The organism is Caballeronia sp. GAWG1-1, assembly GCF_023631465.1.
In the GTDB taxonomy this organism is placed as follows: Bacteria; Pseudomonadota; Gammaproteobacteria; order Burkholderiales; family Burkholderiaceae; genus Caballeronia.
The window spans coordinates 182,999-195,121 of the sequence record NZ_JALQDB010000037.1; the positions used below are offsets into that span (position 1 = coordinate 182,999).

Annotated in this window: 13 protein-coding genes; 5 read left to right on the forward strand and 8 right to left on the reverse strand. The window is 62.4% G+C overall.

Annotation, left to right across the window (positions count from 1 at the left end; all coding sequences use genetic code 11):
• Positions 1-2: 2 nt before the first annotated feature.
• Together NCT03_RS25975 and NCT03_RS25980 are read right to left on the reverse strand one after the other, a co-directional pair.
• Positions 3-707, reverse strand: coding sequence for a GntR family transcriptional regulator (locus NCT03_RS25975; RefSeq protein ID WP_250494441.1), 705 nt, complete (start codon positions 705-707; stop codon positions 3-5).
• A 103-nt stretch (positions 708-810) separates the two neighbouring features.
• Entirely contained in the window at positions 811-1,593 is a 783-nt protein-coding gene (locus NCT03_RS25980; RefSeq protein WP_250494442.1) for an IclR family transcriptional regulator, read from the reverse strand.
• Between the two features lie 184 nt (positions 1,594-1,777).
• Between NCT03_RS25980 and NCT03_RS25985 the strand changes: the two genes are divergently transcribed.
• From NCT03_RS25985 to NCT03_RS25995, 3 genes are all read left to right on the forward strand, one after another.
• Positions 1,778-3,145 (forward strand): MFS transporter, encoded by a 1,368-nt coding sequence (locus tag NCT03_RS25985; RefSeq protein WP_250494443.1) that lies wholly within the window; start codon positions 1,778-1,780, stop codon positions 3,143-3,145.
• A 12-nt stretch (positions 3,146-3,157) separates the two neighbouring features.
• Complete coding sequence (locus NCT03_RS25990; RefSeq protein WP_244830991.1) at positions 3,158-3,601, forward strand: type II 3-dehydroquinate dehydratase; 444 nt, start codon at positions 3,158-3,160, stop codon at positions 3,599-3,601.
• Positions 3,602-3,664: 63 nt separating this feature from the next.
• The gene (locus NCT03_RS25995; protein WP_250469143.1) at positions 3,665-4,762 is read left to right on the forward strand and encodes a catalase family protein; all 1,098 of its coding nucleotides are present in this window, start codon (positions 3,665-3,667) and stop codon (positions 4,760-4,762) included.
• A gap of 40 nt (positions 4,763-4,802) precedes the next feature.
• Here NCT03_RS25995 and NCT03_RS26000 read toward each other — a convergent pair whose 3' ends face one another.
• Complete coding sequence (locus tag NCT03_RS26000) at positions 4,803-6,368, reverse strand: MFS transporter (protein WP_350029532.1); 1,566 nt, start codon at positions 6,366-6,368, stop codon at positions 4,803-4,805.
• The gene (locus NCT03_RS26005) at positions 6,365-6,880 is read right to left on the reverse strand and encodes a MerR family transcriptional regulator (protein ID WP_250494444.1); all 516 of its coding nucleotides are present in this window, start codon (positions 6,878-6,880) and stop codon (positions 6,365-6,367) included. Before NCT03_RS26005 ends, NCT03_RS26000 begins: the two co-directional genes overlap by 4 nt.
• Positions 6,881-7,158: 278 nt before the next feature.
• Here NCT03_RS26005 and pssA point away from each other — a divergent pair, with 278 nt between their 5' ends.
• Complete coding sequence (gene pssA, locus NCT03_RS26010) at positions 7,159-7,788, forward strand: CDP-diacylglycerol--serine O-phosphatidyltransferase (RefSeq protein ID WP_244830987.1); 630 nt, start codon at positions 7,159-7,161, stop codon at positions 7,786-7,788.
• A 14-nt stretch (positions 7,789-7,802) separates the two neighbouring features.
• Here the strand turns inward: pssA and NCT03_RS26015 are convergent, their stop codons facing one another.
• Complete coding sequence (locus tag NCT03_RS26015; protein ID WP_250494445.1) at positions 7,803-9,017, reverse strand: MFS transporter; 1,215 nt, start codon at positions 9,015-9,017, stop codon at positions 7,803-7,805.
• 93 nt (positions 9,018-9,110) lie between these two features.
• Entirely contained in the window at positions 9,111-10,670 is a 1,560-nt protein-coding gene (locus NCT03_RS26020) for a sensor domain-containing diguanylate cyclase (protein ID WP_244830985.1), read from the reverse strand.
• A gap of 216 nt (positions 10,671-10,886) precedes the next feature.
• On the opposite strand from NCT03_RS26020, the gene aroQ reads away from it, so the two are divergent.
• Positions 10,887-11,324, forward strand: coding sequence for a type II 3-dehydroquinate dehydratase (gene aroQ / locus NCT03_RS26025; RefSeq protein ID WP_244830984.1), 438 nt, complete (start codon positions 10,887-10,889; stop codon positions 11,322-11,324).
• Between the two features lie 75 nt (positions 11,325-11,399).
• On the opposite strand, the gene NCT03_RS26030 is transcribed toward aroQ, so the two are convergent.
• Entirely contained in the window at positions 11,400-11,621 is a 222-nt protein-coding gene (locus NCT03_RS26030) for a hypothetical protein (protein ID WP_250494446.1), read from the reverse strand.
• Between the two features lie 28 nt (positions 11,622-11,649).
• The gene (locus NCT03_RS26035; RefSeq protein ID WP_250469167.1) at positions 11,650-11,889 is read right to left on the reverse strand and encodes a hypothetical protein; all 240 of its coding nucleotides are present in this window, start codon (positions 11,887-11,889) and stop codon (positions 11,650-11,652) included.
• Positions 11,890-12,123: the final 234 nt, after the last annotated feature.

Sequence of the window (12,123 nt, forward strand, 5' to 3'; positions counted from 1 at the left end):
CGCTACGGACTGAGATGCTCCCGCTCGTGGCGGTCCAGCACGGCCTTTTCGGCGGCCATGATGTGACAGCGCGTGATGGCTTCCGCCCACACCGCATTGCGCTGTTCGAGCGCGAGCACGATCTCGAAGTGCTGACGCGCGCTGCGTTCGCGGTCTTCGTCGCTGTAGGCGTCGAAGGTCCATTTGATGAGCGGCGTTTCCTTCATCGACTTGAGCGACCGGTCGAGCCGCGCGTTGTTCGCGGCGGCGGTGACGATGGCGTGGAATTCGCCGTTCGCGGTGAACCATGCCTCGCACGATTCGGCCGTGGACGGACGATGCGTAATGGCGAGCATGGCGTCCGCCAGCGTGCGAAGGCGCTCGATATCGGCAGGCTCGATCTTGAGTGCGGCGCGCCCCGCGAGATACGGCTCGATCAAGAGACGCGACTCGAAAATTTCGCGCGCGTCCTGCAGGGTCCACGCCTTGACGCGCACACCGTAGTTCGGACGCGTTTCGACCCAGCCTTCGGCGTCGAGTCTTCGCAACGCTTCGCGCACCGGCGTGCGGCTCACGCCCAAACGCTTGGCGAGTTGTTCCTCGCGCAGATACTGGCCCGCGCCGTACTCGTTGCCGGCAAGCGCGCGCTTGATGGCGAGATAGACGTCATCGCCAGGACGAGACGTATCAGGCGTGATTGTATGCAAAGCGGCGCTTATGACAGCCATCGAGGCCCCGTTATGGGAGTGAACGGGATTCATTGTATGCAATGTGCCGCAAATGAAACGTGGGGATTTTCCGCAGCATCACGCGGCCGAACGCGACCGAACGTTATCGAATGCGCCCGAAAAGCGGTGACGCGAGACTCGCAGCCGCCAGTTCGCCGGCGGCAGCAAGCAGCGTCGAGCCAAGCGCGGGCATGCGCTTCTCGGTGAGCCGCACGGCCGGCCCGGCGATGCTGATGACGCCGATAGCCGGATAACCACGCCGCTGCACGGGCGCCGCCATGGCCGTCATGCCGGGCGCGAAGACTTCGTAGATGGTCGCGTAGCCGCGCATGCGGGCGGCGTGCACGAATTCGAGCAAACCCGTCACCGTGGTCGGCGCGCGCGGGCCGTATTGCTTCGGCGCGCCGAAGCCTTGCCGCGTCACGAGTTCGAGCGCGCGTTCGTCGCTCATGGTCATCATCCAGGCGTGGCCGGTGGCGCTGCAAGACAAGACCGTGTCCATGCCCATGTCCGGGTCGTAGCGCAGGCCCTTGAGCGCGCCTTGTGACTTCGCGACCCACGTCAGCCGGTCGCCATCGACGATTGCGAGCCGCACCAGTTCGCCCGAGCTTTCCGCGAGCCGGTCGAGCATGCTCTGCGCGATATCGACGATGCCCGACGTTGCAAGATAGCTGAGGCCGAGCCCGACGAGCTTGGTCGTGAGCACGTAGTCGCCGTGTTCGCGCAATTGCCGCACGTAGCCGCACTGCTTGAGATCGACCAGCAGCCGATGGCACGCGCTACGTGGAATTTCGAGTTGATCGGAGATCATCGCGAGCGGCGTGCCTTCCATTTGCGTCGCGAGGAATTCGAGGACGGCAAGCGTTCGTTCGGTGACGCCGGGCATGGGTTTTACCTATCGTTCGACTCGATGATTTGCGCATGATTGCATATTGCGGGAAGAGATTCCACACTGGAACGATATCCCACCCGGCGCTGTTAATCTGTGCGCCACGTCGTTTTATCGGGATACGACGATTCCCGGGTAAGCGAATGAACGTACACAGAGACACGCCCGAAGAGGAGACAAGATGCAATCGCACTTAGAAGAAACCGCGCACCAGTCGATGCGCACCCGAGCCGTCACCGCCGCCGCCATTGGCACGGCGCTGGAATGGTTCGACTTCACCCTTTACGGCGCGCTTGCCGCGACCGTGCTGCCCAAGCTCTTTTTCCCCGCGATGGATTCGACCTCCGCGCTGCTCGCCTCGCTTGCCACCTTCGGCGTCGGGCTCGCGGCGCGGCCGCTCGGCGCGATCATCTGCGGGCATCTCGGCGACAAGCTCGGCCGCCGCAATCTCATGCTCGGCACCGTCACCGTGATGGGCCTCGCGTCCATGCTGATGGGCTTCTTGCCGACTTACGCGAGCATCGGCGTATGGGCGCCCACGCTGCTCGTGATCCTGCGTATCCTGCAAGGCTTTGCGCTCGGCGGCGAATCGACCGGCGCGCAATTGATGGCAATCGAGCACGCGAGCCCCAGCGCGCGTGGAAAATATTCGGGCCTGCTCGGTCTGTGCTCGCCGCTCTCGCAGATCATGGCGAACGGCGTGCTGCTTACGCTTTCATCGGCCATGTCGGCCGAGTCCTTCGATGCCTACGGCTGGCGCATTCCCTTCATCTTGAGCTTCGTGCTCGTGATGGTCGGCGTGTATATCCGCTTGCGCGTGGCGGAGACGCCCGCGTTCGTCGCCTTGTCGAAAACCGAAGTCGCGGACGTCGGCAGTCCCTTGCGCGACGCCCTGCGTCTTCACTGGCGCACCGTGCTGCGCTGGATGCTCTTCTTCTGCGGACCGGCGGCGATTTTCTATCTGATCGTCGTGTTCTCGCTGAGCTATGTGACGAAGACGCTCGGCGTGCCGAAGCAAACCGGCTTTTTGCTGCTGATGGGCGCGAATGTCTGCGCCATCGTGGGCGCGCTGGCGGGCGGCATGCTGAGTGACCGCATCGGAAGAAGGAAGGCGCTGGCAATCGGTTCGACGGCGACCTTGCTGATGCTTTTCGTCTACTTCCAGATTCTCGACACGAAAAGCTTCCTGCCGATGCTCCTCGCGATGGGCTTCTTCCTCGGCTTCACGCAGTTCCAGAGCGGCATACAACCGGTCGCGTTCGCCGAAGCGTTTCCGACCAACGTGCGCTACTCTGGCTCGGCGCTCGCCTATACCGGCGCGAACCTGATCGCGGGCGGCCCGATGCCGGTCGTCGCGGTCTGGCTCTTCGCGCTGTGCAACGGTTCGCCGTGGGGCGTCGTGGCGGTGTGCGTGATCTTCAACGTCATCTCGCTCGCGATGATCCTCACCGCGCCCGAAACGCTCGGCATCGACCTGAACCGTACCGATTCCACCGCTGAAGTGATCGGCGCGACGACGCAGGCGCCGATGCAATCGAACACTCATTGACTCATCGACAACATGAAACCTCTCGTCTATGTTTTGAACGGCTCCAATCTGAACTTGCTTGGCAAGCGCGAGCCGCATTTGTATGGCACGACGACGCTCGCGCAAGTGCAATCGCGTTGCGAAGCGCTCGCCGACGAACTCGGTCTGCAATGCGATTTTCGTCAGACCAACCATGAAGGCGTGATGGTCGACTGGCTGCAAGAAGCGTTTGAAAAGGACGCATCGGTGGTCATCAACCCGGCCGGATTTTCATTCTCGTCGATACCCGTGCTCGACGCCGTGAAGCTCATTTCGAAGCCGCTCGTCGAGGTTCACGTGACGAATATTCATCGGCGTGACGAGCAGTATCGGCACTCGCTGATCTCGCTTGCGGCGCGTGGCGTGATCTGCGGTCTGGGCGTGCAAGGATACGTGCTGGCGATCCGCGCCGTGGACGAGATGTTGCGCGAGGGGTGAGCTAAAGCGCGTTGGTACGGGCGTTGCTGAGTAGCCAAACATACCAACGTCCCCGGAGTTCAAATGGATACGCGCGCCTATCAACCCTTGCCTTTCGATCCCTCGTTCGAACAAATCCCCGACGACGAAGCCGAGACCACGCAGCAACTCGCCGAAGCCATGCGTAGCATCACGGAGAAGACTTACGCCGATAGCGGTCACGCAATCCGCAGCGTGCACGCGAAGAGTCACGGGCTTCTAACCGGAGAGCTGCAAGTGGTCGATGGCTTGGCGCCTGAGCTCGCACAAGGCATCTTCGCGCACGGCGGCACGTATCCGGTGGTGCTGCGTTTATCGACGAATCCCGGCGATATTCTCGATGACAAAGTCTCGACACCGCGCGGCCTCGCGCTGAAGGTGATTGGCGTGGAAGGCGCGCGCTTGCCCGGGAGCGAAGGCGATGTCACGCAAGACTTGGTGATGATCAATGCGCCCGCGTTCACGGCGGCGACGCCCAAAGCCTTCCTCGGTAACCTGAAGTTGCTCGCCAAGACCACCGACAAAATGCCCGGCACGAAGCAGGCGCTTTCGGCTGTGTTGCGCGGCACGGAAGCGGTGATCGAAAAACTCGGCGGCGAGAGCGGCACGATCAAGAGTCTTGGCGGACATCCCGAAACGCATATTCTTGGCGAAACGTTCTATACGGCCGTGCCGCACCTCTATGGTCAGTACTTCGGGAAGATCAGCGTGGCGCCGGTATCGCCGGAACTGACCGCCTTGACGGATGCGCCCGTCGATCTCGACGATAAACCCAACGGCCTGCGCGAAGCCGTCAGCGATTTCTTCGCGGCCAATAGCGGCGAATGGGAAGTGCGCGTGCAGCTTGCAACGGATATCGAGAAGATGCCGATCGAAGATGCATCGAAGCGCTGGCCGGAAGATGAAAGTCCATACGTAACTGTGGCGCGGATTCGCGTGGCGCCGCAGACTTCGTGGAGCGATAGCCGCGCGGCCGCTATCGACGATGGCATGGCGTTCAGTCCTTGGCATGGGGTGGAGGCGCATCGACCGTTGGGCGGCGTGATGCGCTCGCGCAAGCCGGCTTACGAGATGTCGTCGCGCTTTCGTGGTGAGCGCAACGGCTGCCCGATGCATGAGCCGAAGGGATCGGTTGAAGCATGAAGGCTGAGATTGACGCGCGCGGCGAGTGTCGCGCGCTTCGTCAATTGATCTGCTTTTGCCAGAACGCCAGCGCGGCGCCGCAAAGCGCCACACCCATCACGAACCAGAAGCCGTCCAGCGAACTCAGAAAGCTCGCTTGCTGCGTCACCGCGCGGCCTATTTCCGCGAGCGCAAGTCCTTTTGCATCGGCGGCGTTTCGTCCCAGGGCCTCGAAGCCGCCTATCAGCCGTGCATACGTCTCCTGAAACACCGGATCGAATGGATTGACCCGCTCCACGAGCCGCGTCTGATGCACGGCCGCGCGATGCTGTTCGAGAATGATCACGGTCGCCGTGGAAAACGACACCGTCAGTTGCTTGACGATGTTCTTGAAGCGATAACCATGGTTGAACTCCTCGATCGCGAAGATGCGGAACGTGATATTCGCCACCGGCAGCGCGATGAACAGCAGCACCATGCCGCGCAGCGTGAGCGGTGCGATGAGCCATGGCATGCTGACATCGGGCGGCATGTTCACCATCCACACGCTGACGAACGCGGAGATCAGAAAGCCCGTGCCGATCAGCCACTTCTTGTGCGCGACGCGCGCCGAGTAGCGAAAGTACAAATAAGCCGCGGCAAGCGCGACGAGCGACGTGCAGCCTGTGAGCCTGCCCGCATTCTCCACCGGATAGTGCAGCCCGCCTTCGAGAAAACGCGAGACGAGAAAACTGAGCGTGGTGTTCACGTAATAGAACGCGATATACAACATGATGCCCACGCGAAACGGCTTCTCGCGCAACGCATGCAAGCGGATGAGCGGCCGCGGATGATGCCACTGATGCCACACGAACCAGCCGAGCGCAAAAAGTCCCGCCGCCGTGAGCATGATGAGCAGCGGCGAGCTGCTGAAGAGTTGAAAGCGCACTTGCTGCATGACGATCTGCAACGCGCCTTGCGCAAACGCGAACATGATGTACGGCCAGAAATGCGCCTCGCCGCGCGCTTCGGGTTGCACGCGCCCGCTCGACGGCACGGCGAGCAGCACGAAGAGGCCGCACGCGGCTCCCGCTATCGCCGTGCTCGTGAATAGCGCACGCCAGCCAAACGACGCGACCAGATATCCGCCGATGAGCGGCGCAAGGGCGCTGCCGAGCAAGATCATGTTAAGAAACGCGCGCGTCGCTCGCGGACGTTGCTGCGGCGTGAAGCGCATCTGAATGAGGATGCGGCATGCGCTCATCATCGGGCCGATGAAGTAGCCTTGAAAGCCGCGCGCGAGCGCCAGTTCGAACGACGATTCGCACAGTGTCGCGGCTATCGCGCCGGCGGCAAACAGAAAGAGACTTCCGCCGATATACCGCCGGTTGCCAAGCCGCTCGATCCACCATTGCTGTTGAAGGATGCCAAGCACGGACGCAACCGCGTAGGCACTCGACGCCCACACGAGTTCGTCGGTCGATGAGTTGATGCCGCCCGCGATATAGCTCGTGAAGAACGAGAAGATCGAGTTGTCGAAGTAATCGAGTCCGGTGGCAAGCGCGATGGCCCACGGAAACATGACGTCGCGAAGCGTGGCGGCGCCAAGCTTTGGTGCGGGTAAGCGTGGTAAGCGTGCTGCGGTCATTCGCCATCGACCTCTTGACTGCCTGGCTGGTTGCCGCGCTTCGTCTTTTTCTGCGCGGCCATACGCTCCTGAAACAAGTCTTCCTTGCTTTCTCCGGCAATTCTTCGCCGCAGGTAATCAAGGTCCGCGTTGAGCTCGCCGCGCACGGATTGCGCTTCCTTGAGTTCACGACGCACGCTGGCAATCCGCGCATCGAGCGAATCGATTTGTTGCGACAACGCCTGTTCGATCTCGCGCAGCGAATCCGGCGAAAAACCCGTGCGTCCCGCGCCGAGCGTTTCCAGCGGGCGCTTGAGGATCTCGGTAATGCCTTGCAAGGAAAAGCCAAGCGAACGCAGCCGCAGAACGCGCGCGAACTTCTCCAGATCCTGTTCGCTGTACAGCCGGTAACGTCCCTCGCTGCGGTCCGGCGTGACGAGACCGCGCTCCTCGTAATACTTCAGCGTGCGCGGCGTGACCTGAAGACGCTCGGCGGCGTCGCGAATAGTCAGAAGCGCGGGCTTCGTCGTCATGTGAATGCACTCGCGGACACGTGAACGAGCCGGATTATAAAGCAACGTGTACGTTCACGTTCAGGTTTGAGCGGCCGTGCGTCTTGCTATCGAGCATAGCCAGCCTCGGGCGAAGTTCAATCGTTTCTATAAAAAATTTCGTGAAACGGCCAAAGTGGAAATAATCGGCGAAGATCTTTCGATTTCCGACGCTTTCTGCGCAAGCCGCGGCTTCTTTGAATGATAGACTTGAGCAGTTTTTAAAACCATCAGGGACGTCGCGCCCTCACGAGTTCGCCATGAATACCAACAACACCGGCAAGAAACGTTTCTCGATGATCCGCGAGTTTCATCTGGCCGACTGGTTCACGCTGGGCAACGCGGTCTGCGGCACGGGCGCGCTGTTCTCGTCAATGTCCTATCTCGACGACAACGACGTCCTCCATATCTATCTTGCGTGCGCGTTGGTGTTCGCCGCGCTCGTCTTCGACGTACTCGATGGCCGTATCGCGCGCTGGCGCCAGAAGGCGTCGCTCTTGGGGAAAGAGCTCGACTCGCTCGCCGATGTGATCTCGTTCGGCGTGGCGCCGGCGGTCATCGGTTATGCGTGCGGCATGCGCGGCCTCTATGACCGCGTGATGCTCGCGTATTTCGTCGCGTGCGGCGTCTCGAGGCTCGCGCGTTACAACGTGACCACCGAGGAAATGTCGGCCGGCAGCGGCAAGGTCACGCACTTCGAAGGCACGCCCATTCCGACGTCGTTTGCCATCGTGTTGATGCTCGGCATCGCGGGCTGGTACAACGCGGTCGGCGCGAATCTCTGGTTCGGCGCGTGGGAATTCGCGGGCTTCACGCTGCATCCCTTGACGCTCGTTTATGCCGTCTCCGGCTCGTTGATGATCAGCCGTATCCGCATTCCGAAGCCCTGAGTGGCGAGCCCAGATCAGTGACCGCGCGCGGCGGTGTGTCGGCCGAGCGCGAGGTAATGCACCAACGCCACGAGCGGGAACGCCGTGGCGACCCATCCCACCAGCGTCCAGCCGCCGTGCTCGTAGAGCGGGCCCGCCAGTGCCGAGCCGCACGCGCCGCCCACGAAGATACTCGTCATATACACGGCATTCAGCCGGTTCCGGCTCGTCGCATGCAGCGCGTAGATTTCGCGCTGGCCGAGCACCATGTTCATTTGCACCGCGAAGTCGAGCACCACGCCCGTGACGACGAGCGCGCCCACGCCCCATGCCGGATGAATCAACGCCGGAAGATACGCGAGCGCCGCAAGCGCCAGCGCGATGAAGGTGGCGCGCACGGTGTGACCGGCATCGGCGAGGCGGCCGGCGATCGGCGCGGAAGTGGCGCCCATCGCGCCGATCAATGCGAACAAGCCGATCTGCGTCTGCGTCAACCCAAAGCCGCGCGTGAGCTCGACGGGTATGGCGGTCCAGAAGAGACTGAACGAAGCGAACATCAGCCCTTGATACAGCGAGCGATGACGCAGCACGGGCATCGTGCGCACGAGATGGCCGAGCGAGGCGATCAGTTCGAAGTAAGTCGCCTGATGGCTCGGCTGACGGCGCGGAATGGTGAAGGCGAGCACGCTGGTCACGACGACCATCAGCACGGCGGCCGCGCCGAACATGGCGCGCCAGCCGAAGTGGCCCGCGACCACACTTGAAATCGGCCGCGAAAGCAGGATGCCGAGTAGCAAACCGCTCATGATCGTGCCGACGACCTTGCCGCGCGACTCGTCGGGCGCGAGATGCGCGGCGAGCGGAATCAGGATCTGCACCGCGACGGATGAAAACCCCACGAGAAGCGAGATGCAGAGGAACCAGACGGGATCGTGCGAGAACGCGGCGGCCGTCAAGCTTGCGATGGAAACGAGCGCGGTCACGATCATGAGCCTTCGGTTTTCGAGCAGATCGCCGAGCGGCACGATGAAGAAGAGGCCGAGCGCATAGCCTATCTGCGTCAACGAGACGATCAGACTCGCGGTGCCGCCTTTCATGTGCAGATCGGGCGCGATGAGTTCGGTGATCGGCTGCGCGTAATACAGATTCGCGACGATGGCGCCGCAGCAAAACGCAAAAAGCGCGATCAGGCCGCGCGTGAGTTCGATGCGCCGCGCGCCATCGAGCCCGGACGATGCTGGTGTCGACATGGATGATCCCTGTGTGAAGCCGCAAGGATACGTGTTCGCGAAGCGGCTTGCAGGGCGCGGCGTTTTGAAAGGCGCATGCCGATGCGCGTTCGATCAACCTTCGCGATGCGCTTCCGCGTGCGCATCGACCTGAAACAGATCCTCGTCGCCTGCCGCGAACCGGTAGGTGCCGCGTTGCTCGCGCTTCGCTTCGTAGAGCGCCGCATCCGCGCGTTTCAGGGCGCTCTCGAACAACTCGCCGCGTCGCGCCAGCGCGATACCGACGCTCACGCCCACGCGCGCAATACCGCCATCGTCGAGTTCGTAAGGCGCCGACAGATCGCCGATGATGCGCCGCGCGAATGCCGCACCCGACGTTCGCGCAATGTAAGTCGCCACGATGGCGAACTCGTCGCCGCCGAGCCGCGCGACCAGCTCGCCGCGCCGCATCGCGTTACGCAGGCGGTCGGCGGCCTGGGTCAGCAGCTCGTCGCCCGCGTTGTGGCCGTGCGTGTCGTTGACGCGCTTGAAGCCGTCGAGATCGACATACATCACCATGACCTTCTCGCGGCCCGCGCCGTTCGCCATCAGCCGTTCGGCGTGATCGCCGAGATAGCGGCGGTTGGGCAGTCCCGTGAGCGAATCGTGATGCGCCCAGTGCAGAAGCCGCGCTTCCGAGCGGCGCCGCTCCGTCACGTCCTCGATGATGATCACCGCGCTGCCGTCCGGCACCGCGTTACGGCAAAGTTCGAGTTGCCGCCCATCGGCGAGATTCAGTTCGAGCGCGCCTTGCCCGTCTTTCAGCCACAGCGCGCAACGTTCGACCAGTTGCGCACGCAAGGTCTCGCCGAACTTCGCGAGTCCCGCATGGCCGATGAAATCCGGCAACGATATGTTCAGCCGCAACATCTCGACGGTCGAGCCGAACAGTTCCGCCGCCCGGCGATTGGCGATGATCACCTTGCCTTCCGCATCGACGGTGCAAAGGCCGTGCGGCATGTGGGCGAGGGCGGCGTCGAAGCGCGCGGCGAGTTCGGCGTGACGCTGCTCCGCGATCATCAGCGCGACGAGCGTGCGATAGTGGCGGCGCACGACCGAGCCCATCGCGCCGATATACAGGAAAAGCGGCGGCACGAGCATCCAGAAACTTCCGCCCGCGAGCAGCGCCCCAAAACCGATCGGCGCCGCGCCGAGGCAAATCTGCGCGCTGACGAGATACGGCGTGCCCGCATTGCGCGATGCGATGCCGCCGAGCAATCCCGCCGTCACCATGATCGCGAGCGCGGCCAGCACGGTATCGCCGGAGATGACGCAGGCCATGGCGCCGAGTCCCAGCGCGAGACACGCAAGGAGCGCGAAGGGCGCATAGCGCGCGGCCCAGGGCTCGGGATGCGGCGCGTCCGGGCGGCTCAACGCGCGATACCGGCACACGATACCGACGCGCGCCGCGAGCAACAGCACATCGGCGCCGAGCCAGAGCACGGTCCAGAGCGCATGCAGACGCAAGAGCGCGATCGTCGCGACGAAAGCGCTGGAAAGACCGGAGAGCAGAAGCGGCCGAATGTCCTCGACGAGGGTGGATAGCAGCGACGCGCGAATGGCCGCCGTGATCGGTCCGTCCGTGGTCGAAGGCGTGGCCAGAATGGAATCGCGCAAGGACGAAGTGGCTGACATACTGAGACCGGCTAAACGTTGTAGTTGCGCGGGAGAGCGGATGAATCGCCGTTAGCGCCGGTATACGCGTTATCGGCTGCCCGGTGACGAGCTTTAGCGCGCAACGCGCGACGCATGGCTATTGTCAGTGCGCGCCGCGGGTTGCAGAATCTGCGCATCGTCGAAAGCGAGGTTCGAGCTTTCCACGCTTCATTCATCCACCGAAAGGAATTCGTTATGGCAAAGATCCTCACGCTGCATGGCGTCAATCTCAACATGTTCGGCAAGCGCGACCCCAAGCAGTACGGCACGGCCACGCTCGCGCAGATCGACGAACAGTTGCAAGCGCTCGGCAAGGAACTGGGCGTCGAGGTGGAAAGTTACCAGACCAATATCGAAGGGGAGATGTGCGCGCGCATCCACAAGGCGTTCGAAGACAAGGTGGATGCGATCATCATCAACGCGGGCGCGTGGACGCATTACAGCTACGGTATTCGCGATGCACTCGCCATTCTCACCGTGCCTATCGTCGAAGTGCACATGTCGCATGTGCATGCACGCGAGGAGTTCCGTCACAAGTCGGTATTCGCGGAAGTCGCGAAGGGGCAGATTTCCGGCTTCGGCGTGGACAGCTATCTGCTCGGCTTGCGCGCGGCGGTGGCGGCAATCAAATAATTCATCGGCAGCGGCCGTTTGTCGGGCGACAACGGCCTGCCGTATTCGGACGCGGTACTTCGGGACCGCGCTACTTCAGGCCGTGTGGCTGAAATCCTTGATGCGCTCGGCAAGCGTGCGTTGGTCACGACGCACGCGCGCCGGCTTCATTTGCTGCGCCGCCGAGCCGCGGATGAACAGCACCGCGCAGATCGCGCAAATCGCCCACACAGTTGCGATGATCGTCAGGTAGTTCATGTTCTCTTCCAGATTCTTTGGGCTTGCGCGTCTAATTCCCTGATCGCGGACGGCTTCCACATGGAGCCGCCGCGCTTCTCTTTGGTGCTTAAATTTTCGATGCCGGTAGCGCGAGCAATCGGCCGATGGTCAGTTGCGCCAGTTCTTTCTGTTCGGTGATGGAGACCGCGTCTTGCGCCGAGGCGTCGCGTCCGGCGAGCAGCTTGCCCGCGAGGCGCATGATGTTTTCCGACGCCGCCTGCAGCGTGCTCAAGAGTTCCGCTTCCGAATCCGCTTTCGAACCGATTACGCGATGCGGTGCCGCGTTGCCTTCCATCGTCTGAAACATGTCGACTTCCCCGTTGAGTGCATGAGATGAATTTTGCGGTCGCGGGTGCCGAATCAATCCTCCGAACAAGCCCTGATTCCGGCCTCAAATCGTTTGCGCGGTAGGCCTAAAGTTGCCGGGAACGGCGAGCAAGGTCCGCCCGATAAGGCTCTGCGGCGGCCAGGCGGTAGAATCGCGTTTCGTCCGCTTCGCTGGCCAAAACGATAAAAGCAACGTTTGCGTGTCATTCGGACA